Origin of the sequence: Arthrobacter sp. NPDC092385 (genome assembly GCF_044755105.1) — a bacterium.
Lineage (GTDB): Bacteria > Actinomycetota > Actinomycetes > Actinomycetales > Micrococcaceae > Arthrobacter_D.
Map to the genome: position 1 here is coordinate 1 of NZ_JBIVQL010000022.1, position 23,105 is coordinate 23,105.

General features: G+C 63.0%; 25 protein-coding genes and 1 riboswitch. Of the genes, 16 read left to right on the forward strand and 9 right to left on the reverse strand.

The genetic code is table 11. The features are described 5' to 3' along the window. The first annotated feature begins 130 nt into the window (after window positions 1-130). A complete protein-coding gene (locus tag ACIQCY_RS17210) occupies window positions 131-514 on the forward strand; it encodes a hypothetical protein (RefSeq protein ID WP_400485080.1) in 384 nt (127 codons plus the stop codon). Here ACIQCY_RS17210 and ACIQCY_RS17215 read toward each other — a convergent pair. The 4 genes from ACIQCY_RS17215 to ACIQCY_RS17230 are packed head-to-tail and all read right to left on the reverse strand — an operon-like array spanning window position 511 to window position 2,583. Next, the gene (locus tag ACIQCY_RS17215; protein WP_400485081.1) at window positions 511-996 is read right to left on the reverse strand and encodes a hypothetical protein; all 486 of its coding nucleotides are present in this window, start codon (window positions 994-996) and stop codon (window positions 511-513) included. The genes ACIQCY_RS17210 and ACIQCY_RS17215 overlap by 4 nt on opposite strands. A 23-nt stretch (window positions 997-1,019) precedes the next feature. Beyond that, window positions 1,020-1,322 carry a hypothetical protein gene (locus ACIQCY_RS17220; RefSeq protein ID WP_400485082.1) on the reverse strand — a complete coding sequence of 101 codons (303 nt, stop codon included), beginning with the start codon at window positions 1,320-1,322 and terminating at the stop codon, window positions 1,020-1,022. Beyond that, window positions 1,319-2,002, reverse strand: a complete 684-nt coding sequence (locus ACIQCY_RS17225; protein ID WP_400485083.1) for a M48 family metallopeptidase — start codon at window positions 2,000-2,002, stop codon at window positions 1,319-1,321. The genes ACIQCY_RS17220 and ACIQCY_RS17225 overlap by 4 nt, the downstream gene beginning before the upstream one ends. After that, entirely contained in the window at window positions 1,999-2,583 is a 585-nt protein-coding gene (locus tag ACIQCY_RS17230) for a recombinase family protein (RefSeq protein ID WP_400485103.1), read from the reverse strand. Before ACIQCY_RS17230 ends, ACIQCY_RS17225 begins: the two co-directional genes overlap by 4 nt. 284 nt (window positions 2,584-2,867) lie before the next feature. Here ACIQCY_RS17230 and ACIQCY_RS17235 point away from each other — a divergent pair, with 284 nt between their 5' ends. Together ACIQCY_RS17235 and ACIQCY_RS17240 are read left to right on the forward strand one after the other, a co-directional pair. Beyond that, window positions 2,868-3,692 carry a hypothetical protein gene (locus ACIQCY_RS17235; protein ID WP_400485084.1) on the forward strand — a complete coding sequence of 275 codons (825 nt, stop codon included), beginning with the start codon at window positions 2,868-2,870 and terminating at the stop codon, window positions 3,690-3,692. Between the two features lie 6 nt (window positions 3,693-3,698). Then, the gene (locus ACIQCY_RS17240; RefSeq protein WP_400485085.1) at window positions 3,699-4,613 is read left to right on the forward strand and encodes an S-4TM family putative pore-forming effector; all 915 of its coding nucleotides are present in this window, start codon (window positions 3,699-3,701) and stop codon (window positions 4,611-4,613) included. Between the two features lie 5 nt (window positions 4,614-4,618). Here ACIQCY_RS17240 and ACIQCY_RS17245 read toward each other — a convergent pair whose 3' ends face one another. Together ACIQCY_RS17245 and ACIQCY_RS17250 are read right to left on the reverse strand one after the other, a co-directional pair. After that, the gene (locus ACIQCY_RS17245; protein WP_400485086.1) at window positions 4,619-4,903 is read right to left on the reverse strand and encodes a ribbon-helix-helix protein, CopG family; all 285 of its coding nucleotides are present in this window, start codon (window positions 4,901-4,903) and stop codon (window positions 4,619-4,621) included. Window positions 4,904-5,189: 286 nt separating this feature from the next. Further along, entirely contained in the window at window positions 5,190-6,110 is a 921-nt protein-coding gene (locus tag ACIQCY_RS17250; RefSeq protein ID WP_400485087.1) for a LysM peptidoglycan-binding domain-containing protein, read from the reverse strand. A 2-nt stretch (window positions 6,111-6,112) separates the two neighbouring features. Continuing rightward, a riboswitch (cyclic di-AMP (ydaO/yuaA leader) is annotated at window positions 6,113-6,338 on the reverse strand. Between the two features lie 322 nt (window positions 6,339-6,660). Here ACIQCY_RS17250 and ACIQCY_RS17255 point away from each other — a divergent pair. Then, window positions 6,661-7,080, forward strand: a complete 420-nt coding sequence (locus ACIQCY_RS17255) for a metal-sensitive transcriptional regulator (protein WP_400485088.1) — start codon at window positions 6,661-6,663, stop codon at window positions 7,078-7,080. A 127-nt stretch (window positions 7,081-7,207) separates the two neighbouring features. On the opposite strand, the gene ACIQCY_RS17260 is transcribed toward ACIQCY_RS17255, so the two are convergent. Beyond that, window positions 7,208-7,615 carry a four-helix bundle copper-binding protein gene (locus ACIQCY_RS17260; RefSeq protein WP_400485089.1) on the reverse strand — a complete coding sequence of 136 codons (408 nt, stop codon included), beginning with the start codon at window positions 7,613-7,615 and terminating at the stop codon, window positions 7,208-7,210. Between the two features lie 449 nt (window positions 7,616-8,064). On the opposite strand from ACIQCY_RS17260, the gene ACIQCY_RS17265 reads away from it, so the two are divergent. The 11 genes from ACIQCY_RS17265 to ACIQCY_RS17315 all read left to right on the forward strand — a co-directional run bounded on the left by ACIQCY_RS17265 (window position 8,065) and on the right by ACIQCY_RS17315 (window position 20,421). Then, window positions 8,065-8,310, forward strand: coding sequence for a heavy metal-associated domain-containing protein (locus ACIQCY_RS17265; RefSeq protein ID WP_400485090.1), 246 nt, complete (start codon window positions 8,065-8,067; stop codon window positions 8,308-8,310). A gap of 76 nt (window positions 8,311-8,386) precedes the next feature. After that, window positions 8,387-10,690, forward strand: a complete 2,304-nt coding sequence (locus tag ACIQCY_RS17270) for a heavy metal translocating P-type ATPase (RefSeq protein ID WP_400485091.1) — start codon at window positions 8,387-8,389, stop codon at window positions 10,688-10,690. Window positions 10,691-11,885: 1,195 nt separating this feature from the next. Continuing rightward, window positions 11,886-12,614 carry a DUF305 domain-containing protein gene (locus tag ACIQCY_RS17275; RefSeq protein WP_400485092.1) on the forward strand — a complete coding sequence of 243 codons (729 nt, stop codon included), beginning with the start codon at window positions 11,886-11,888 and terminating at the stop codon, window positions 12,612-12,614. A gap of 386 nt (window positions 12,615-13,000) precedes the next feature. After that, on the forward strand, window positions 13,001-13,972 hold the full coding sequence (locus tag ACIQCY_RS17280) for a F510_1955 family glycosylhydrolase (protein ID WP_400485093.1): 972 nt from the start codon (window positions 13,001-13,003) through the stop codon (window positions 13,970-13,972). A gap of 236 nt (window positions 13,973-14,208) precedes the next feature. Next, the gene (locus tag ACIQCY_RS17285) at window positions 14,209-14,958 is read left to right on the forward strand and encodes a cytochrome c biogenesis CcdA family protein (RefSeq protein ID WP_400485094.1); all 750 of its coding nucleotides are present in this window, start codon (window positions 14,209-14,211) and stop codon (window positions 14,956-14,958) included. Window positions 14,959-15,022: 64 nt separating this feature from the next. Beyond that, the gene (locus tag ACIQCY_RS17290) at window positions 15,023-15,805 is read left to right on the forward strand and encodes a TlpA family protein disulfide reductase (protein WP_400485095.1); all 783 of its coding nucleotides are present in this window, start codon (window positions 15,023-15,025) and stop codon (window positions 15,803-15,805) included. Between the two features lie 100 nt (window positions 15,806-15,905). Continuing rightward, window positions 15,906-17,660, forward strand: a complete 1,755-nt coding sequence (locus ACIQCY_RS17295; protein WP_400485104.1) for a cytochrome c biogenesis protein ResB — start codon at window positions 15,906-15,908, stop codon at window positions 17,658-17,660. Next, window positions 17,657-18,616, forward strand: coding sequence for a prolipoprotein diacylglyceryl transferase (lgt, locus tag ACIQCY_RS17300; protein WP_400485096.1), 960 nt, complete (start codon window positions 17,657-17,659; stop codon window positions 18,614-18,616). Before ACIQCY_RS17295 ends, lgt begins: the two co-directional genes overlap by 4 nt. A gap of 39 nt (window positions 18,617-18,655) precedes the next feature. After that, window positions 18,656-19,225, forward strand: coding sequence for a DUF3093 domain-containing protein (locus ACIQCY_RS17305; protein ID WP_400485097.1), 570 nt, complete (start codon window positions 18,656-18,658; stop codon window positions 19,223-19,225). Between the two features lie 44 nt (window positions 19,226-19,269). Further along, on the forward strand, window positions 19,270-19,455 hold the full coding sequence (locus ACIQCY_RS17310; RefSeq protein WP_400485098.1) for a hypothetical protein: 186 nt from the start codon (window positions 19,270-19,272) through the stop codon (window positions 19,453-19,455). A 141-nt stretch (window positions 19,456-19,596) separates the two neighbouring features. Then, the gene (locus tag ACIQCY_RS17315) at window positions 19,597-20,421 is read left to right on the forward strand and encodes a hypothetical protein (RefSeq protein ID WP_400485099.1); all 825 of its coding nucleotides are present in this window, start codon (window positions 19,597-19,599) and stop codon (window positions 20,419-20,421) included. On the opposite strand, the gene ACIQCY_RS17320 is transcribed toward ACIQCY_RS17315, so the two are convergent. Next, window positions 20,418-21,125 (reverse strand): SOS response-associated peptidase, encoded by a 708-nt coding sequence (locus ACIQCY_RS17320; protein ID WP_400485100.1) that lies wholly within the window; start codon window positions 21,123-21,125, stop codon window positions 20,418-20,420. The genes ACIQCY_RS17315 and ACIQCY_RS17320 overlap by 4 nt on opposite strands. Before the next feature lie 304 nt (window positions 21,126-21,429). Here ACIQCY_RS17320 and ACIQCY_RS17325 point away from each other — a divergent pair, with 304 nt between their 5' ends. Then, window positions 21,430-22,299 (forward strand): hypothetical protein, encoded by an 870-nt coding sequence (locus ACIQCY_RS17325; protein WP_400485101.1) that lies wholly within the window; start codon window positions 21,430-21,432, stop codon window positions 22,297-22,299. Window positions 22,300-22,491: 192 nt separating this feature from the next. Here ACIQCY_RS17325 and ACIQCY_RS17330 read toward each other — a convergent pair whose 3' ends face one another. Further along, the gene (locus tag ACIQCY_RS17330) at window positions 22,492-22,878 is read right to left on the reverse strand and encodes a DUF6221 family protein (protein WP_400485102.1); all 387 of its coding nucleotides are present in this window, start codon (window positions 22,876-22,878) and stop codon (window positions 22,492-22,494) included. Window positions 22,879-23,105 lie beyond the last annotated feature (227 nt).

Here is a 23,105-nt window from a genome sequence, read left to right on the forward strand (position 1 = left end):
TGCTCAACAACATAAGGACAGCAGCAAAAAACGTCAGGGTCGGGTGCGACGAAGGAGCGCCCGGGCCTCATCAGGCCGAAGCGAAGCGCAGGACCGCTCAGGGCTTGAACTCGCTCAGTAGCATCAGTCCATGAATGAACAGCGCAGAGGTGAACAGTGGCACCCCGGGAATCGAATTAGGTATGTGCACCCAGGCCGAAGCCAGCTCGTCGAGGGTGAAATCAAGGAGAGGTCATGGGGCCGCGACCGCGGGAAGCCGATCTATCTCTTCACCGTTGTAGCTGACGGCGAAGAAGATAGTTACGTGATCGGCCCAGAACGCGTACAACCGGTGACGGACGAACCACTTCCGCAGGTCACGCCAGCACCGTTGCGTGTCGGTCCGAAACCGACAACCTTCTCGCCGCAGGTTTCCGACGACCGGGATGAAGAGAGGAAGGAAGCTCGGAAGAGGGCAGCTCAGTCGAAGGAGTCACCAGAGGATGCCGAGGACCAGGCTCCGCCGACTGCCTAGAACAGTGTTGGTGCTTCGGGGTCGATGCCAGTGAGCAGGGGTCGGATGATCGGCTCCTGCCATCCGTGCTCGAGGAGGGCTGTGCGCAGCTCGACGGATTGGGCGCGGAACTGGGCGCGGCCGACGCCGCGCCATCGGAAGGTCGACGCGTTTGCGTGTCGGCCTTTCTGGGATCGGTCGAGCATGTTCAGCGCCTGGGTGCCGGGCAGCAGGTGACTTTCTACCCCGGTGCTGGCATGGACGCACAGTGGGACGTCGCAGACGTGCATGAGAGCAATGCCAGGGTGCAGGGTCTCCCCGGTGAGATGTTCGTAGGCGTAGCGTTGCGGCCGCAGGGCGCGTTGTTCGCCGTCTCTGGTGACCCAGAACCGCCCGTAGCCGTCGTCAGCGACGGCTCCGATCCAGATCCAGCAGTCATGCGGCCGCGGGCCCTTGACGACTTTCTCCCAAAACCGGTCAGCCTCTCCCCTGCGTTGCCTCATCGCTGGCTACTTCTGCAAGGACGTCATCGGATGCGTGCCGGCCGCCGCACGACCGGCCGACGGCCCTCCATCCGGATCACACCGGCGATGATGAGGGCAGCTGCAGCAGCGATCATTAGCTGTCCCCACCATGGTGCGCCGGCTGCGGTCGCGACTAGCCACGTTGAGAAGAACCAGAGGCCGACGGCCAATGCACCCGCGACCTGGTTACGGATCCGCGGAGAGATGGGCAACAGCAACAGCGGCAACCGGAGGATCGCACGGACGAACCGGTAGCTGTACCGGATGCTCGAGGTGAGTAGCCAGCAGATGATTCTGATCATCATGTTCTCCTGGTTGCCGGCGGATCTTGCCGGTTGAGTTCAGCTTCGATGGCTTCAAGTCGCGTAGCTCGGTATGGGTGGCTTCGGATCAGGAGCAGCAGACCCCGGCCCCACTCGCGTTCTGGTGCTTCTCGATCCCACACTTTGAACAGATCGTGAGCACTCGACAGATTGCCGTGGTGGCGCGCAGCGAAACGATCCGCTCGCAACTCGCTTGTTCGACTGTTTGCTAGGTAGGTGAGGCCTAGTGCGCCTGCAATGAGGAGACTGACAGCGAAGATGGCCAGGCCGGGGGCGTATCCGGCGCCGGAGTTTTCCCCGATCGGGCCCACAACCACTCCCCCGATTGCTAGGAGTACTGCGAAACCCATTCCTGCGAGGAACTGACGGGTTTTCCGCTTCCACCATGCCTCGTCCGCGAAATGGCCCAGCTCGTGTGTCAGCAGGACCTCAAGGGGGTCGGGCGGCAGTTCTTGCATTGCCGCCGTGGCGACCGTGATTGTTGGTACCCCGAGGATCGCCTTGTACTCGGCGTTCGCGCGGGGCGCTCCCGGCTTACCTACCGATGGGGCAAGAGCGACCGCCGGTGTTGGAAGACCTGCCTGTTCGGCGGCTCGCCTGACGATGGCGAGGGCCTCCTGTAGGAGGTCGTCGCCGACTGGTCGGTCGTGTGGCGTTGTCATGCTGAAGCCGTCCGGTCCAGCGCCCGGTACAGGGTGGTGCGGTCGATGTTCAGACGCCGGGCGACTTCGGCCTTTGGGACGCGCGCCTCGATCAGGTTCCGGGCCTCGAGCAGCTGGTCATCAGTGAGCTTGCGGGATCGGCCTTGGTAGGCGCCGCGTTCCTTCGCTGCCTTGATGCCGTCGGCTTGCCGTTCCCTGGTGATCGCTCGCTCGAGCTGCGCGAAGGACGCCATGATGTTCAGCTGGAACTCCGCGAACGGATCCGCGCCGCCAGGGGTGAACGTAACCCTTTCTGCGATGAACTCCACGGTCACACCTTTGCCGGTCAGCTCCCCCACTATCTGGTTGAGGTCGATAACCGATCGGGCCAGCCTGTCCATGGATGACACAACGACGGTGTCGCCGTGGCGGGCGTATCCGATCATCTCCGCGAGAGCGGCCCGGCCGGATCGTTGCGCACCGGATTGCTTCTCCTCGAACAGCCGATCAACGCTGCCGATGCTGGTCAGCTGCCGGGCGAGATTCTGGTCAACGCTCGACACACGGGCATACCCGATCCGCTGCCCGATGTGTTGCGTCATGTCTAGACCTTCGCACAGAAGTGTTGCGAAAGCCACAGAAGCGACCCTAAAACCACACTAATCGGGCTATCTGGAAGTGTGGCGTTGGGGTGTACCCAAACGCAACGCCTTTTAGTGAGTGGCAGCACCCGACTCAGGAAGAGCTTCACGCGTCCCGCGTCCAAGTTGTTTCGTCGGTGACGTACGACATGATGAGAACTGTGTAGTGGAAGGGTCAAGTCCTTGAAGCCATTACCAAACCACGCAGTGGGTAGTACGGACCAGTCAACCGGAATGGGGCGGAAATGACGCAGAGCGCAGAAGCATGGCTGAACACGACCACAGACACCTGGGTACCATCACCCGCCCAGTTCACGGGCGCACGAATTCATCGAACAGAGATCGAAAACAAGCTCAACGCATCGCTCGGGATCTTCCGAATGTTCGAGATCGGATCCCTTCGCCATGGCACCGGTATCTGGAAGCACAGCGACGCCGATTACCTGGTCTCCTTAAAGGGGTCTCGACCCGAGTCCCAGTTGACGACCCTCAATAAGGTGAAGGCGGCGCTGCAGGCCCGGTACCCCAACACGCCGATCGTCACGCGGCAACCCGCCGTCGTGTGCCGGTTCAGTGACGGCGACGTAGAGGTCGTTCCTGGCTTCTACTCCGACAGCGGCTATCTGATCCCGGATCCGACTGGCGGATGGATGAAGACCTTCCCCGAGGAGCACAACAAGTACGTCGGCGAAGTAAACAAGAAGCACAACGGTGCCGCGAAGAAGCTGGCTCGGCAGATAAAAATTTGGAAATACCGGCGCAACGTACCGGTTTCCTCCTGTTACCTCGAAATGCGCGCCGCGAAGCACCTCGATGGCGAGTCAACCTACCTGCCGGTCATGGACCTGCATCTCGCCCTTAAGAAGATCCTGGATGCGAACCTGGCGGCGATGAACGATCCAACGGGGCTTGGATCGCGCTTTACCGCGACATCATCAATCGGCAACAAGGTAGATGCCTTATCGAAGCTCGAGACCGCGGTGGCCCGCGCGGGCAAAGCCCGGGAATACGAGCGGGCCGACAATCAGGAGAAAGCAATCGAGCAACTGAAGTTGCTGTTCAATCTCTGACCTGTGATGAGTTCACACGATTACCAGCCCCCATCCAGTTCAACGATCGCTCGTCGACAGAATGACGAACGGGCTTTGCAACTCCTTGTTGCGCAGCGCAGGTTCTACAACCGTGCGAAGCGGTGGCAGAGCCTGCGATGGATCGGGATCCTCGTCATCGGCCTCGGAGGACCGTTCTTCTCGCTCCTTGCTCCTGCAGTTGCTGTCTCCGTCGCTGCCGTCACCGGTGTATGGCTCTTCGCCGGCCGGACCGTCCTTGCTCTACTTGAGAACCGGACCATGCTCAAGGCCGCCTGCGTGCAGGAGGAGCTGGACCAGTACCTGTTCGACATGCCAGATACCATCGATCGCTCAGGTCGCCCCACGCCCGAAGACATTGCGCTCATCGCCGCTGATAAGAAGCCACTCCGGGACGTGGCGAAGAAGGAAAAACTTGTCGACTGGTACACCGTCGACGCTGACAGTCCTGGCACCACGACCATAGCCATCGCCCAACGCAGCAACGCCGCCTACACAGACAGGCTTATCCGCACAACCGTCACTGTGTGGGCTGCCGCGGCAATCCTCTGGCTCGCCGGTCTCATTACTTGGGCGAGCATCAGCGGAGTCACCCTCGCCACTTTCCTCTTGGGAGCTCTCTTCCCCGTCCTACCGGCATTCCTCGATGTATCCGAGTACGTCATGAACACGTGGAAAGCCGCGCGCGACCGAGCGGACCTCGCGGCAACAATAGGGAGGCGCTTTTCCCGACGAGACCAGTCCATCGAGCCGCAGGATCTTCTCGTCTGGCAGGAACGTCTCTTTGACCTCCGTCGAACCACCCCTCAAGTGCCGAACTGGCTATACAAGATCACCCGTGCACGCAATGAACGCGCGATGAAACAGACTGCGAGTCACTTACGACATCAGAGCACCGACTGACGCCGTTAGTCGTCTCGGACTGAATCTTCTACCGACTCGTCTCCGAGAAGCGAGGTGGTGAGCTGAACGAATTCCTGCTTAAAAAAGTCGTTCTCGTACTCGGTGCTCGTCTGCGACCAGTGCTCAGCCTCGAGCGTAGGCAGCATCCTGATGATCGCTGACCTCAGGTACACCCCGCGGCTTCGGCTCGTGCGATCCGCTAAGGCGTCCAGGCGCTTGATAATGTCATTCGTCAGTCGCACGGACACGACATGATTTGGGTGCTGAGGAGACTGCTTACGACTCACCACGAAGACCTCCTGCGTCAGTAGTAAACAATGTTTACTACTGACCGCTGACAGTCACAGCACCAGCACCTCGTCCCGCACCTTCACCATTTCGGGGATTACTTCGACCTAGTGGGCGCCCACTCACGCTGGATGCGTCGCCCTCTACCTCGACCTCAAGAGCCGGCGCATGCGTGTGACTGAGTAGGAGCCTGCGGACGGGCTTTAACAAAAAGTGGCAGGTACCCCCGTCCAGGGCACCTGCCACTCTTGTTCAGCTTACGGACGCTGGGCGTCCGCTGAATCTGTGTTAGCCGTTGACGCGCACGAAGGACGAACCGGCGAGGTCCGACAGGGGGTGCTTGATCGTGAGGTTCGCGCCGTTCATGCCGCTGCTGATGACTTCGCCGTTGCCGACGTAGATGCCGATGTGGCCGGGGCGGATGACCAGGTCACCGGGGGCGGGGGTCGAGACGACTGTGCCGTACTGGTAGAACTGCGTGGGGCCGAGGTCTCCGACGTTCTTGCCGATGGAGCGCAGGGCCCGCTCGACGAGGATGGTGCAGTCCTGGATGGAGCCGAGCTGGCCGTAGGCCGAGGCGACGAGGGCGGCGCCGACGCCGCTGGCGGGGACCGCAGGAGCCGCGGGGGCTGCCGGGGCGATCGGTGCGATGGTCGCGGAGGTCAGCTGGATGCCGGCCGGTGCGGCTGCGGGTGCGGGTGCCACTGCGGCAGCTGCGGGGGCGGGTGCTGCGTAGAAGACCTGGCTGGCCGGTGCTGCTGCGGGGACCGCCGCGGGGCTGACGGCAACGCTTGCTCCGCCGGTGAGCTTGATTTGCTGCCCGGGGTAGATGATCGACGCGTAGGACAGGCCGTTCTGGGCCATGAGCGTGTTGAGGTTTAGTCCGTGCTTGGCAGCGATGGCGCCGAGGGTGTCGCCGGCGACGACGGTGTGCACGCCTGCAGCGGCAGGAGCTGCAACAACTGCGGGGGCGACGGGTGCGGCTGCAACGGGAGCCTGGGCTACGGTGCCCGTAGTGGCTTCCTGGGTGTAGGTGCCGGCCTGTGCGGGGGCGCCGACGGCGAAGACGAGGCCGCCGGTTGCTGCTGCGATGATGGCGGGCTTACCGAGTGCTACGGCACCGGTCTTCGCGGAGTGCGACAGGCCCTCGAGGGCGATGGAGTGGGTGACGACGGCGCGGTGGCGCGCCGGAATGGACGTACGTGACATGGTGATTGCCTCTCCCATGCCTGCGGGGTGAGCTGTCGGGTTCGGATGGGAGTTCACCCGGCCGTCCTTCAAGCCCTGGGCACTACCCTGCCGTCGCGGACGCTACGTGCAGGTCGTGCCTAGGTTGTCGGATCGACTTAACCCCGAGGGTCATCGCACAGATACATGCGGTGGCCCGGTGGAAACGTGGTTCCCCCGTCCCTGCCTACTGGGTGGTACGAACGGTTCCCGGATGCAGCGGCAGGGCTCGGCATTCTGCGCGGGAGTATGGTCTCGGCGGGGTGCCGAGAACATTGGACGAGAATACCCCAGGGTGGTATCAAAGTCACGTTCAGGTAACGGAGCACGGCGTGTCTTCGCAACACACCGTGAGCCGGATACCTGATGGTTACCGAGGTCAACAAAGCGCCGCCGATATGCCGCGGATATAGGGACAGGGGCCCTAACGACCAGCGATACTGGAAGTTGCTGCGCGATGGGCGCAGCAGGGGAAGGCACCAACGATCTCGGGCCGGCGCAACCGGATCGCATCGTTTGGTGGTGAAAGGGAATGACCGTGAGCTCCGGAACCGGAACGCATGCCAGCACTGCAACATCTCACGAAGCGGTTTCTGAAGCAGCCGGTGAGGCCACAGCACCCGACGCGGGCCAAAATCAGAAGGTGACTGGGCACACAGCCCATGGATACGCAGCGGACAAGGATGCGTACCTGCGACGCCTGAAGCGCATCGAGGGCCAGGTGCGCGGTATCGCCCGCATGGTCGATGAGGACAAGTACTGCATCGACATCCTCACCCAGGTTGCCGCGGTCAACAGTGCCATGCACGCCGTCAGCCTCGGATTGCTCGAGAACCACATGCAGCACTGCGTCGTCGACGCCGCTCACGAAGCCGCGACGAGCGGATCCTCCGACGTCATCGACGCCAAGGTCAAGGAAGCAACCCAAGCGATCAGCAGGCTCCTGCGCTAGACCCAGGCCTCCTCACCGAGCGCTGAACATGAGCGCTGGATGTGACGGGGTGAGGGTTTTCCGAAGACGGCTACTCGGTGGCTGCCCCTGGAGGCTGGAGTGTGGGGGCAGCCACCGGTGACCGAGCTCAGCTGAGAGTAGCGGCGAGTTCGCGGCAAGCCCTCTCGCAGCGGCGGCATGCTTCGGCGCAGATCCTGCAGTGCTCGTGCATCTGCGCGTGCTGCTCACATTCATCGGCGCACGCCTTGCAAGCGACTTCGCAGGCCAGCAGGACAGCTCGCGTGATGTTCGCGTCATAACCGGTATGCCGGGAGAGAATCCGGCCGGTCGTGGCGCAGATGTCCGCGCAGTCAGCGTTCGTGCGGATGCACTTGGTGAGTTCGGCAACCATGTCTTCGCTCAGACACGCGTCCCCGCACGCCGTGCAGGTCTGCGCACACTCGAAACAGGCCGCGATGCACTCGGCCAGCTTCTCGCGGTCAATACCGCCAAGATCCTTCGGGTACGTCTCGAGCATGGAGGTGATGTGAGTCATTGTTCCGCTCCTTATCCGTCGGTCTACTGAAGATTTACTGAAGGTTCAGGGGCATCCGGGGCCGGCGCCCCGCGTCTCACGCTAGCCCCCGCTCACCATGACCGGCCATGAATTCGTCGATGTGAGAGCGAGCAAGAATCCGCTTGACAGATACCCCATGGGGGTATAATTTCGTTGCTGTCGGCCCTCCTACGAGGTTTCCGGCATGACAACCGGAACCATTGTGATGGCGGGGCAGGCTCGCTGATCCTGACCTCCTACAGCGCTTCGATTCCCTCACGCATTCGCATGTTCCCTTGGAGGTTCCCATGTGCGGCACATCTGCTCCGTCGACCACTTCATCCACCGATTCGTCCATTGCTTCATCGACCGCTTCGTCTACTGTTTTGCTTCCCGTTACGGAGAAGAACGCCTCCGGGTGTTCCTGCTGCACCCCTCAGGAAGCTGCAGTGTCGGCTGCCCCGGTCACGTCCGACGACGTGTCCGCGGCGTTCCCGGTTCTTGGTCTGACCTGCGGCTCCTGCGCCTCCAGGGTCAGCGGCGCCGTCGGGAAAATCACCGGGGTCCATGAAGCACGGGTCGACCTCGTCGCCGGCGGCACATCCACCCTGCACGTCACTAGCACCACACCTCTCGACGCCGGGCTTGTCGCCTCGACGATCAGCGACGCCGGATACCAGCTGGCCTCCAAATAAGGCCGTGCAGCGCTTGATGTAGGAGCGCTGCAGGGACCAGAACATACCTGCTCAGGTGCCCCGGAAGGGCTCGATCATGACGAACAACGCACACCACCACAATCACCACCAGGGATCCCACAGTCCCACCAGCACACCCACCGCCACACCAACGGCCACAGAAGCTGCAGTCAACGGCAGCGATGACGCCCACACCACGCACGGCCAGGCCATGCCCCAGGCAGACGCCCACTCCGCTCTCGCCGAAACACACCACCCCACCGGCAACACCGCTCCGACCGACCACACTGGTCATGCAGGTCACGCCGGTCATTCAGGTCACTCGGGTGGGACCGCGGATGAGGATCATCAGGTCCACTCCCATGGGGAACATGCCGGGCATTCCACGGCCATGTTCAAGAACAAGTTCTGGCTCAGCCTGATCCTCACGATCCCCGTGGTCGCGTTCAGTCCTATGTTCACGATGCTCTTCGGGTACATGCCACCCCAGTTCCCGGGCTCGACGTTGATCGCCCCGATCCTGGGCACAGTCATCTTCGTCTACGGCGGGGCCCCGTTCCTCAAGGGCGGGGTGACGGAACTGAAGTCCCGGCAGCCGGGCATGATGCTGCTAATCGCAATGGCGATCAGCGTCGCGTTCATCGCCTCCTGGATCACCACCCTCGGTGTCGGCGGGTTCGACCTGGACTTCTGGTGGGAGCTCGCCCTGCTGGTGGTCATCATGCTGCTCGGGCACTGGATGGAGATGCGGGCCCTCGGCTCGGCCGCAGGAGCCCTGGACGCCCTGGCAGCGCTCCTGCCCGACGAAGCAGACCGGGTCACCGGCACGGGAACCGATGCGCGTGTTGAAACCGTCCCGGTCAGTTCCCTGGTCACCGGGGACGTGGTTCTCGTCCGTTCCGGTGCCCGGGTGCCGGCAGACGGGCAGATCGTCGACGGTGTCGCGGAGTTCGACGAGTCGATGATCACCGGCGAATCGCGCACCGTGTCCCGGACCGCCGGTGAGACCGTCGTCGCCGGAACGGTGGCCACCGATAACGCCGTCCGGGTGCAGGTCACGGCGGTCGGCGCGGATACAACCCTGGCCGGGATCCAGCGTCTGGTCGCCGAGGCGCAGGCCTCCTCCTCAAGGGCCCAAGCTCTTGCGGATCGGGCCGCGGCCCTGCTGTTCTACTTCGCCCTCGGCGCTGGCATCCTGACCTTCATCGCCTGGATGCTCCTCGGAAGCCCTGATGATGCCGTCATCCGCACGGTCACGGTTCTCGTGATCGCCTGCCCGCACGCCTTGGGCTTGGCGATCCCCCTGGTGATCGCGATCTCCACCGAACGCGCCGCGAAGGCCGGGGTGCTGATCAAGAACCGCATTGCCCTGGAGAGGATGCGCACGATCGACGTCGTCCTGTTCGACAAGACCGGCACCCTCACCGAGGGCCGGCACGCCGTCACCGCGACCACTACGGTCAACGGTGTCAGCGAGGCTGAGCTCCTGGCCCTGGCGGGAGCCGCAGAGGCCGACAGTGAGCACCCCGTCGCCCGGGCCATTGTCACCGCCGCACGATCCAACCCGGCAGCTGCAGACCTCGGTTACACCGGCACGGGTTTCGCGTCCATGACCGGGCGTGGTGTCCGCGCCACCGTCCAAGGCCACGACGTCGCCGTGGGAGGCCCGAACATGCTCAAGGAACTCGGACTCACTACCCCTGCCGACATCGCCGGGACCGTGCAGGAATGGGTGGGCCGCGGCGCGTCCGTGCTGCACATCATCCGCGACGGTGCCGTCATCGGCGCAGTCCGGCTCGAGGACAAGGTACGGGAGGAATCCCGGGCCGCCGTGAAGGCCCTGCAGGACCGCGGGGTGAAGGTCGCGATGATCACCGGCGACGCACGCCAGGTCGCCGACGTCGTCGGTCAGGAGCTCGGCATCGATGAGGTGTTCGCCGACGTCCTGCCGCAGGACAAGGACTCCAAGGTCACCGAACTGCAATCCCGCGGATTGAGAGTCGCGATGGTCGGCGACGGCGTGAACGACGCCCCAGCCCTCGCCCGGGCCGAGGTCGGCATCGCGATCGGGGCGGGAACGGACGTGGCCATGGAATCCGCCGGCGTCGTCCTGGCCGGAAACGACCCGAGGGCCGTGCTGGCGATGATCGACCTGTCCCGGGCCAGCTACCGAAAGATGATCCAGAACCTCATCTGGGCCACCGGATACAACGTCCTCGCCGTCCCCCTGGCCGCGGGCGTGCTCGCGTTCGCGGGGATCCTGCTCTCACCTGCCGCCGGCGCGGTCCTGATGAGCGTGTCCACGATCGTGGTGGCGCTGAACGCGCAACTGCTGCGCCGGATCGACCTCGACCCGGAACGGATCAGCACCACGGCCTAGCACCCGCCGGTTTCACCGCTACCGGTCCCACCGGTGTCCTCGCCCGCACTCAGCACCCCTGAAAAGCGGCGGACACCGGTGGGAAGGCCGTGACGACAGGGCTCACCCCGGGGCACCACCAGAGCCTGCAGACCGTTGGGCAGAGAGCGGGCAGAACAGCCCGCACTGGCATACACCGCCCAGCTTCCGGACACCAAAGGGCATGCGAGCTGGGCTCCGGCAGGAAAACTGCCGCTTGGCATCATCGGGTGCCGGGCCCCTACTGTTGATATGAACGTCAAACCTGATCCCGGCCCTGAGGGTGTACCCCACCCGCGTATTATTTCGAGTTGAAGGATCGCTGAAGCATGAGGGGAGGGACGAACACACAGTGAAAAATCTGCTGCTCACCGTTCCTCGATCCCAGCGATCCTCCGCAACCGGAACCCTCGTGTCCCTGACGTGGACGCTACGGCTCCTGACTCTTCTGGTCGGCATACTGGCGATGCACCTATGGATTAGCCCGACCATCGGTGAGCCAGCAGGCCACACGGCTTCCACCCACACTGCTCCGACCCACACCGTCGCTTCCGCGCCCACCGCTTCGGAAGCCACCGGAACCCTCATGACGGCCGGAACCACCGTCCCGGAAGCAGGCCCAGCAGCAGGTTTAGCTACAGGTCTAGCAGCGGTGATGGTCGCCTCCTCCTCCGATGGCCATGGCTCTGCCGACGCCTCCCTGTGTGAGCTGACCTGCCCGAACGGGCACTCCATGATGGACGCCATGTGCATGATCGCGCTGCTGATCATTGGTCTCGCAGGTTTCCTGGGGCTTCGTTCCGCGCTCCTACGCGGCACCCTGATCCGTCGCGGCCCCCCATCACTGGCCTTCACTCTTCCTTTCAGAGCACAAACAGTTTCCTTGGTTCAGCTCTCGATCAGTCGCACATAAACACCGGGAAGCCCCTTTGCGGCTTCCTCATGTTCCCGCCTCACACGCCTGTGCACTTGCCGGCTCTGTCATGACCGGACTCCCCCACCTCGACACCACTCAGGTATCACCTCTCCATCGGTACCGCCTCCCGCTCAGAACGAACTCTGCGCGCGGACGGTATGAGTGGCGCCAGAGGATGCACAAGGCAGCTGACGTCGTGGGAACACCGACCGATCGTTTCTTTCCTGAACCCGTGTATTCACATACCGAAGGACTGTTCTCATGAAGCACCGTTTCGCATCACTTACCGCCCTGTCCGCCGCCGCTCTCATCACCCTGTCCGCCTGTGGTTCATCCTCGGGCGGCGGCATGGAGGGCATGGACATGGGCGAAGAAAGCTCCGCCGCGGCTGCCCCCAGCTCCGCCGCGGCGGAGGCCACCCCGAGCGCCTCGGCGGGGGCTACGTCCGAAGCCACCTCCAGCGCATCTGCCGAGGACATGGGTGAGCACAACGACGCGGACGTCATGTTCGCGCAGATGATGCTGCCCCACCACCGGCAGGCCGTTGAGATGAGCAACATGCTCCTCGACAAGGAGGGCATCGACCCTGCGGTGACCGACCTCGCGACCCGCATCGCTGCCGCCCAGGAACCCGAGATCGAGCAGCTCACCACCTGGCTGGAAGCCTGGGGCGAGCCCGAGGAGCCCGAGGGCGGCATGGAAGGCCACGACATGGGTTCCATGGGCGAGGGGGAATCCATGGAGGGCATGGGGTCGATGGAGGGCATGATGAGCGACGAGGACATGGCGGCGCTTGGCACTGCTGAAGGCGTTGAAGCCGAAACCCTGTTCCTGGAGTCGATGATCGCCCACCACCGCGGGGCTGTGCAGATGGCCCAGCAGGAAATCGAGGACGGCATGTTCCCCGAGGCGATCGAGATGGCCGAGACCATCGTGGAAACCCAGCAGGCAGAGATCGAGGAGATGACAGCACTGCTCGAGCAGCGCTGACACCACACCCCTCATCACTGAGGCCCGGCAACTCGGCTGATTGACCAGCTGCTCGCTGATACCTCGATCGCCGGAGCCTGAACCGGGGCCCGCTGCCACCACCATGGCGGCAGGTCCCGGCAGCCCGGCCAATGACATCTCCAAGCTGCTTCACTCCGCGGCCCCTTTTCGAGGCCCACGATTCCTGACCTGAAATCACTCCCCCACCTCTCAAGCGGGACACCCAGCCATCCTCGCGGGCATTCCTGCCCGTCGCGTGCTGCCCGCGCCCTACGCATTCCCCTGGAACACCCCGGCCAGCCCGGTATACCCGACAAACACCGACTACACCGAGCACCGACGGCAGCACCAGCAGGGACGCACCCTTTGATCGGATACATCACCCCATGACTTCCCCCACTGCTTCTCCCACTCCTTCCTCCGCTGCTTCCTCGCCTGCTTTCCTTGCTGCGGGACGTGTGCCCCGTGCTTGGCGCCGGCGCGCCCTGGTCGGGGTCTCCCTCGCCCTGACGTTGGGGACTGTGGCGTGCACGTCATCGACCGATTCAACAGCTGAATCGGCAGCCGGCTCAGCGGTCGGCGATGACGGTGCGGGGCCGGCCACATCGGCCCAGCCGTATCCCTCCCACGTCCATGGGCTGGCGGTGAATCCTGACACGCAATCGGTGCTGATTGCCTCTCACGAGGGCCTTTTCACGGTCAACGGTGAGTCCGCCGAACCCATGGGGCAGACGATTGATCTGATGGGCTTCACCGTCGGTAGCGATGGAACCTACTTCGCTTCCGGCCACCCGGGTGCCGGCGTCGACCTGCCTAACCCAGTGGGGTTTATCAGTTCCACCGATGGGCTCACCTGGTCGCAGGTTGCCCGTGGTGGCGAGTCTGACTTCCATACCCTGACCACCACCTATGAGGGAATCATCGGGTTCGACGGCACCCTGCGGGTCAGCAAGGACGGCAGCTCCTGGACTGACGCGAGCACCCAGATCAGCCCCTACAACCTGGCCGGAAACCCTGCCACGGAGCTCGCGGTCGCGACCACCGAAGACGGCATTTACCGGTCCGAGGATGCAGGAAAGACCTGGACGAAAGAACCAGATGCCCCGGTCATCCTGATAGCCGCCGTCACCGACGGCTCAGACATCATCGGCATCCTTCCCACCGGCGACGTCCTGACCAGCACAGATGCCGGCATCACCTGGAAGCAGACCGGGAAAGTCTCTGCCCAGCCCTCAGCGATCACCACGAGAAGGACAGACAACGGCACGGAAGTCTGGGTAACGACAGAGAACGGATTGGAGAAGTCGGTCGACAACGGCATGACCTTCACCACCATCATCGACGCTGGCGGCGCCTGACACGTGCTGCCTCAAACCCACCTCACCAACCACCCGCTCCACCAGGCCAACCACCCTGCCAACCACCCTGCCAACCACTCGATCAGTGATGTAACCAGTGATGTGGTGGGTGATCTCCAGGTGGGAGCGAGCACCGGCACGAGCAGATCTGGTCCGAACACCGACGTGGCTACGGTCAGGACATCGGGCGTAACGACGGGCGGCGGGCCTACGTCCCTCAGCTCGGGGAGACTGCCATGACCATTGGTGAGTTTTTCGCCGACACTGTTCAGTCCGGGGCCCTGCTCGCGGCGATTCCGTTGGCGATGACAGCCGGGATCGTGTCGTTCCTCTCCCCGTGCATCCTGCCGCTGGTCCCCGGCTATCTCGGCTACGTCTCAGGGCTCACCGAACCGGGACGGCCGGATAACCGCAGGCGGGTGTTGACCGGGGTGGCCCTGTTCATCCTCGGATTCGCGCTCGTGTTCACCCTGTACGGGGCGGCGTTCGGAGTCATGGGATCCTGGCTGCTGCGCTGGCAGGACCCACTCATCCGGGTCCTTGGCCTGTTCGTGATCGTGATGGGCCTAGCCCTCATTGGCCGGGTCTCGTTCCTCCAGCGGACAGCGAAACTCACGTGGCGCCCGAAAACAGGTATCGCCGGCGCACCCCTGCTGGGTGTCGTTTTCGGTCTTGGCTGGACGCCGTGCATGGGGCCCACTCTCAGCGCCGTCCTGGCACTGAGCACCACGACGGGTACTGCGTGGCGGGGAGCTGTCCTGGGATTCGTTTACTGCCTCGGTCTCGGGATCCCCTTCGTCCTCGTCGCACTGGGAGTCCAATGGGTCACGACCGCCCTGGCCTTCGTCCGCCGCCACATCCGCGTCTTCAACATCATCGGTGGGTCCCTGCTGATCCTCGTCGGAGTGCTCATGGTCACCGGTGTGTGGATGCTGTGGATCTACCAACTGCAGAACCTTGCAGGCACTTTCCTCACCCCCGTCTAAGGACGTCGCCGGCGCGCCGAGCCGTCCACCCCCTGTACCTCTACAACCGGAGGGAACCTTCGTGATGAACCACCCCCACCCGCCCGCACCGTCGGTCGTTCCACGCCGGTCACGGGCCACCATGTGGTCCCGTCGCGCCGCGGCGATGCTGGTCGCTTCCTGCCTCGTCCTCGCCGGCTGCGCAACCGGCAACGATGATCTCGCTGAACAGGCCCGTGCTGGCGACAACAAGAACTACATTGCCGGGGACGGGTCAGTGGCCGAATACGCGCCGGAGGAACGCAGTGAACCCCTGGACGTGCAGGGAACCCTGTTCGACGGAACCCCGGTCACCTCCGGTGACTGGGCCGGAGACGTCGTCGTCCTGAACGTCTGGTACGCGGCCTGCGCACCGTGCCGGGTGGAAGCGCCCTCCCTCCAGCAACTCAATGAACAATTCAGCCCCGATGGTGTGCGCTTCTACGGGGTGAACGTCCGCGACGAGAAACCGACCGCGGAAGCCTTCGAGCGGACCTTCGGCATCACCTACCCGAGCTTCGAGGACCGCAACGGGAAGCTCCTGCTCCAGCTCACCGACTACGTACCACCCCAGGCCGTCCCCACCACCCTCGTCCTGGACCGGCAGGGCAGAGTCGCAGCACGCATCCTCGGCATCGCCGACGAAACGACCCTCCGCACTCTCATCAGCGATGCCCTCGACACCCCCATACCCACTGCCAGCACCGACAACCCCTTCCAAACATCAGCAACACCTGTCACAGCAGTAACACCGGTCGCACGGTTTATGGCAGGGACGTCGTTCGTATACAGGGTCGACGTACGGCAGGGCCGGGACCATGTCAGCTGATACGAAGCCTGACGCGGGACAGGGCCGCCGTCCCATCCCTCGGCAGAAGGGCGGACCGGCAAAGAATGATGTCCGCGTGTCCGCTCTCGGGCCGGTGGAGATGCTTCGTTGGGTGTGGCGGCAGCTGACCAGCATGCGAACTGCACTGCAGCTCCTGCTCCTGCTCGCGGTTGCTGCCGTGCCAGGGTCCTTGTTCCCGCAGCGTCCCGCGAACCCGGCGGTCGTGACCCAGTACTTGCAGGACAACCCTGATACCGGTCCCTGGCTGGACAGGTTCCAGCTTTTCGACGTTTTCTCCTCCGTCTGGTTCTCTGCGATCTACCTGCTGCTATTCATCTCACTCATCGGCTGCGTCATCCCGCGCACCAGGGTGTATCTGAACGCGTTACCTGCAACACCGCCCCGCACCCCGCGGCGACTGTCCCGCCTTCCCCAGCACGGCACACTCACCCTGCCCAACCATCCCGCACCCGGTCACCGCGCCGAACCTCACCAAGGATCGAATCCGGTCCCTGATCCGGTGTCTGATCCGGGCCTGCATTCAGCCGGCCAGCATCCCTCTGTTGCACGCCTCACTGCCACGGTCACAGAGGCGGCCGCGATTCTTCGCACGCTCGGGTACCGGGTCGATGTGCGCGATACCGATACCAGCCGGCCCTCCGTTGGGGCCGAGCGGGGATTCCTGAAAGAAGCAGGAAACCTGCTATTCCACACAGCCCTGATCGGGGTGCTGGTCGCCGTCGCAGTCGGCGGGATGTTCGGGTACCGGGGGCAGAAACTCATTGTCGAGGGTGAAGGATTCACCAACGCCCTAATCGGCTATGACTCCTTCACCCCCGGAACGAACTTCAACGAGGACACCCTGGCACCCTTCGCCCTCACCCTCGAGGACTTCGACGTCACCTTCAACCGGGATGACACCGCCACCTACGGGCAGCCACTGGACTTCACCGCCACCATGACCGTGCAGGAAAACCCCGATGCCGCCCCGGTCCGGCAGGAACTGAAAGTCAACGCGCCGATCGGCATGGACGGAACCAACGTCTACCTCGTCGGAAACGGTTACGCGCCGGTCATCACCGTGCGCGACGGCGACGGCAACATCGCGTTCTCCGGGCCTGCACCCGCCCAGCCCACGGACTCGGCCTACACCTCGACCATCGTCATCAAAGCCCCCGACGCGCAACCCGACCAGCTCGGGTTCGTCGGGTTCTTCCTGCCCACCGCCGTCGTCGACGACACGGGGCTTGCCTTCGGCTCGGATCCCGACCCGTTTAACCCCCGGTTGAACCTGAACTCCTACTACGGCAACCTCGGCCTCGATGATGGCACCCCTAGATCCGTGTACCAGCTCGACACCACAGAGCTGACGCAACTCAACGGCAGGGACACCGACGCCGGCGGCATCGTCCTGGAACCAGAGGAGACCTACGAACTGCCCGACGGCAAGGGATCCATCACCTTCGACAGCCTCAAACGCTTCGTCGCACTGGATATCACCTACGACCCAGGCAAGATCGGGGCCCTCGTCTTCTCCACCCTGGCCCTGACCGGACTCATCCTCTCCCTCATCACCCCACGCCGCCGCACCTGGATCGCCGCGTCCACCTCCACGGACGGGAACACGGTCATCGAATACGGGCTCCTCGCCCGAGGGGAAGACCCCGGACTCGGCAAGGAAGCGACCAGGATCCGCACACACCTGCAACACCACTTTCAGCAGCAGTCCGGGCACCAGGAATCTCCCGAGACCCCACACAGCACGACCCCACTGGACACCATCCTCGACACCACCCCCAGTACCGTCACCAGCACTGTTATCAGCAGTTCCACCCGACCATCGGATCAGTCATGAACCCCGCACCGCCGGATACTTACATTCCCTCCCCCACGATCAGCGCACTCCAGTTCGGACCCATCACTCTGAACTTCTATGCGCTGTGCATCCTCGCTGGGATCGTGGCCGCGGTGTGGCTGACTGGACGGCGACTCACGGCCCGCGGCGGCCAGCCCGGTCAGGTCCTCGACGTCGTGATGTGGGCGGTCCCGTTCGGCATCATCGGTGGCCGGCTCTACCACGTCATCACCGACTACCAGCTCTACTTCGGGCCAGGAAAGGACCCTATCGACGCGCTGAAGATCTGGGAAGGCGGCCTGGGCATCTGGGGAGCTATCGCCCTCGGCGCCCTCGGCGCGTACATCGGCTGCCGCCGCAATAACGTCGGGTTCCTCGCGTTCGCCGATGCCGCCGCTCCGGCAGTTCTCATCGCCCAGGCCCTGGGTCGGTGGGGCAACTGGTTCAACAACGAGCTCTACGGTGACCCCTCCGCCGCGCCGTGGGCCCTGCAGATCCACGCCATGGACGCCGGCACCGGACGGGCGCAACTCAACCCCGATGGAACACCGGTCGTCCTTGGATACTTCGACCCGACCTTCCTATACGAGTCGGTCTGGTGCCTCATCGCAGCAGCCCTGATCCTGATCCTCGATCGAAGAACCACCCTTGGGGCCGGTTCCGTCCTCGCCCTGTACGTCGCCCTGTACACCGCCGGCAGGTTCTTCTTCGAACTCATGCGCTCCGACTACGCCAACCTCATTCTGGGGCTGCGCATCAACACCTGGGTCTCAGCACTCCTGTTCCTCGCAGCACTGGCCTTCTTCATCACCCGCAGAAACCTGCCCCGCTCCATCACCCACCGGACGAACTTCGATGTACCACCACCCCACCCAGCAACACCATCGCCATCGCCATCGCCATCTGCAGTGTCATCGCAGCAGCACAGCAGCACCACCAACCCCGACCCCCACTGAAACCCACCCAGACCAGATCCGTCCGACGGGACCCACCTCATGCATCAACCACCCGAACCAGGAACCAACGTCCCCCCACTCAATCCTCCGGATGCCCCTTGGAGCGCCGACGCCTCGAGCCATCACATAGAACCTGAAGGTAAGTCGGCGCAGCTGGCCGATGAGGTCCTCTGGAAGGAACGGCTGTACCCGAATGTGTGGGTATGGATCATCATCGTCGGGCTCGCCTTCGTACCGGCAGTGATTTTCGCCCCGATCGACATGTCGATCGGGATCGTGGCATCCGTGATCGCCCTGATCATTCTCGTGATCATGATGCTCACCTCGATGCCCACGATCCTGGTGACCAGGACCAGCCTGCGAGTCGGCCCCGCACACATCGACCGGACGTATATCGGGACGGCGGAAGCCTTCACCCGAGAGGAAGCTACCCGGCAACGTGGCACAGCATTGCACGGCCTGACCTACCTGTGCATCAGGGGATGGATCGACGCCGTCGTCAAGATCGAGATCACCGACCCCGAGGACCCCGCACCCTACTGGCTGGTGTCCTCCAGGCATCCCGATGAACTTGCCGAACTCCTCACCGCACGAACACCGCAGCCGTGACCTACAGGGAAGAATGCCTCGACCGAGTGGAAGGTAAATAAGACATGGGATCAAACAAGCGCAAATCAACTCAGCCACGAGCAGCGAAGCAGCGCTACGTGGCCGCACAACACGCCGAAACCGAACGACTATATCGACGGCAACAACACCGCAAAGCAGTCATCCTCGGTGTCATCCTGCTCGCCCTCGCCGGCATCACCGCCCTGACGACCTTCATCCTCGTCACCTGACAGGCTCGCAACGAGTGGCATCCCAAGGGCGATCCCCTGCATCCGGCAGCTATTGCGTAGGGCGTACTCAGTGCAACACCCTGCGGCCAAATAGGTTCTGCCCCTACTACGTACTTCCCACCCGGGCTCTACGGTTGATACATGAATGCGCCCACCGCAAGCGAGTTAGACCCGGATCTCATGTGGTTTGTTCTTGCGATGTCCCGCCTGGAGTGGGGGTACGCCCAGCTGCGCGCAGGCGAGGATGACCCTCGGTGGGAGACATCGGAGTTCGGCACAAACGTCGGTGAAGTGCTCAATGAAGCCGGCGCCAATCTGTACTACTTCTCCGTGACCCGAAGCTTGAAATCGGCCACAAAGTGTCATCAGGCCGCAGTGTTTCTGCTCAAGGAGCCATATGGGGCTATCCCTGTCGAGAACTTGCTCCGCGCCGCACTGTTAGCCACTGTGAAGGTGCTCTTTATCCTCCAACCAAACAAGCGGAAGTCACGCGAAGCTCGGTTTGGGCACCTGTACCACGCGGATAGGTCCTCCCTCGAGTACGCAGCATCACGGGAACTAAAACTTCTCGGCCTCGAAACACCGAACGATGAGGCACAGCAATCTCGACCGCAACCCATCCAAGAATCGAAGATCATCAGGGATGTGCTCGATGATCTTGTCGCTTACGGCGACTGCTCGTGTAATGACGCAGCCTGTCCACAGACGGACATCAAGGACTTTCGCCACCGGGTGCTACGCCTGTGGTGGCAATACAGTTCCGTGAGTCACGTCAACATCTGGCACATCGAGAAGCTCGCCAGGGCATCTCCTAGCGGTGATGGATACACCACCGGTGATCTAGGCCGGGCTCTCCACGATCTGAGTTGGCTCTACACAGAAGCGGTCGTGCGCTTCCATGAGCGGTACAACCTGCCCACAAAGCTTTCGCCCCTCGAACCGCACGCAGCTCGCAGTTTCCACTAGCTCGCGGCTGCAACGAGCTGCGGCCCGTTATTACGGACTGATCCGACTTCCGTGCCGACAATCCGCGGGACAAGGGTGGGTTCGGGGATGGTGTCGATGAAGTGCTGCACCTGGTCCCGCTCGGTCATGGTCGGGTCCAGCCACTGATCCTGCAGGTCCTTGGGGATGATGACCGGCGTCCTGTCGTGAATGTGGCCGAGTGAGTCATGCGCGGCCCGGGTGAGGATCGTCGCGGTGACCAGCCACTTGTCATCGGCGTCCTCCGGCTTGGTCGGGTCCGGCCAGAACTCGTACAGGCCGGCGAAGCCCAGCAGCTGCTCCTCGTCCTCGCCGTGGAGGTAGTGCGGGGTTTTCGTCCCGTCCTCGTTCTTCTGCCACTCGTAGTACCCGTTCGCCGGCACCAGAGCTCGGCGCTTGGTAGCCGCTGTACGAAACGACGGCTTCTCCGTCACCGTCTCACTGCGGGCATTGATCATTCGAGCGCCAGCCTTGGGGTCCTTAGACCACACGGGGACGAGCCCCCAGCGGGCTATCTCGAGGCGGCGCACCAGCTCACCCTCGCGCAGTTGCTCGGACACGAACGGGATGCCCTGCATCGGGGCCACGTTCCACGACGGCTTCACATCCTCTTGGAACGTCTCGTCGACGCTGAACGCGTCTCGGATAGCGGCCTTGTTTCCGGCGATGACGAAGCGTCCACACATGCCTGCCATTCTGCCCGCTCGATGTGCGACCGGGTTGTGCATCATCGGCCGCACAGGTCGACCTGCCAGCTGCGCGAACAAGAACGCATGCGGCACGGAAACTTTCTGAACTCGTGACGGTTCACTGGTGCTGATGTTGCAAACGGTCCCCCCTGGTGACCGCCTCGCTGTAGTTTGCATCTCAGCGCATCGCAGATGTCTTGCATCAATGGATATCAGGTGTCTTGCATTAGATGGTCTGAGACGACAAGAACGACCGGTAATCGCCGAAAGGCGACTCTGGTGATCGTGGTTGCATGTATCCATGACGAGCACAACGACAGATCACCAAGCTGCGGGCCCTCCACAGGTCTCCCCCGACGCCACACGCCGGGAAATGACGAAGCTCTCCGCGCGTGGCTACGTCACCCTCCGCAACATCCTCGTGCAACTACCGGACGACCAAGCGAATCGCTCCAGCACGGTGGGCTGGGCAATGAACAAGCGCAAGCGCCGCGAGCTAGTGCTGTACCTCCTCTTGCTCACCTGCTGGCCGTGGCTACAGAAACGCGACGAACCGCTCAGCTCCGACACTTGGCTTCGGGCCTTGAAAGCTGAGGGAAAGACAGCCCTAACGTGGTCACCGTCCTCGCTTTCACGAGCATGGGGGTCCTTGGAGCGGCAGGGCCTGGTGACACGCACTCGCGAAGGTCAACGGATGCGGATAGAACCCTGCCGGGAAGACGGAAAGCTCGGCGACGAAGAGGGATCTGTGCCCTACACAGCTCCGGTGGGCGACGACGACCGTTTAGAGCACTACTTCATCCTTCCGGACGAGTTCTGGCACGAAGAACTCTTCGCCAAACTCACGCTTTCCGGTGTTGTCATGCTTCTCATCATCGCGAAGGAAACGAGCCAAAAGCAGGACGCATGGCTCGCACTGAATCGAATGAGCGCTTGGTACGGGGTGTCCCAGCCCAGTGCCCAAGAAGGTATCAAGCAACTCAGGGACCTTGGCTACCTCGAGGCCAGAGACCGCTGGGTTCTAGCCCCTCTCGCCCCCCTGGGCAGCACCAACCGGATCTACTACGAGCTGTCGCATGAGTTCAGCCATGAGGCGCGCAAGCTCCGTCAGACGAAAACCCGCCTCAGCCGAGAAGTTCGTCTCAGAAGCGTCTCAAAACGCAACCGCTAACACCAACGACTACATCAGGAAGGAGAGACCACGTGGGCAAGCACTCGCTCGGACCAGCGGGAAGAAAGCGAGGGGTGCCAGAGCGACTACAAACCGCGGCACTCGTGATCAACCTTCTGTCCGCTGGAGGAAAAGTAGTCGACTGGCTGTGTAAGGCACTGGACAGGCTTGGACTGTTTTCGTCCTAGCACCCTACCTGCACTCTGTGGCCCAATACGGAAGGTAGTCGGGATGGTGCCGCCAAGGTAGGGCCAGCAGCTCGAGGATGGTGCGCATATAGTCCTGCTCCCCCGCCGGTTCGTAGTCCCAGTCGATGCTCTGAACATGAGCGACCAGGCGCTGTTTCGCAACACAGTCCGCGATGACCTTCTCCGGACTCTGATTCATGTTGTGACAGGCCAGCGGATCTAGCAGCAGCTCATGTCCGGCGACGTCGACGGACCGACCAGCGTCAGCCGCATGGCAGTTCCTGGTGTGGACACCGAGGATCCCGCCTGCTCCTGGGTCATGGAGTGCCTGGTAGGCGAGGTCGTGGTCCTCCGCGACGCGGGCCAGGATGAAGGCGGCGAGCTCGTCCATCCCGTGAGCCTACGATCCAGTGCTGCGGTTGCGCAGCGGTATGTCGCCGCCTTATCAGACTCATTTACTCAAACGAGTATTTGAGTAAATGAGTCAGGAACTGGCACCGTCTTCCTGCCGCGTCAGGTTGCGGGCGACTTCCCAAATAATCGAAGCTGTGTTCTATTTTTAAGCCTGCACGAGGGACGGCAGAGGATGAGGACGGCACCGGACGATGACAGCGCAAC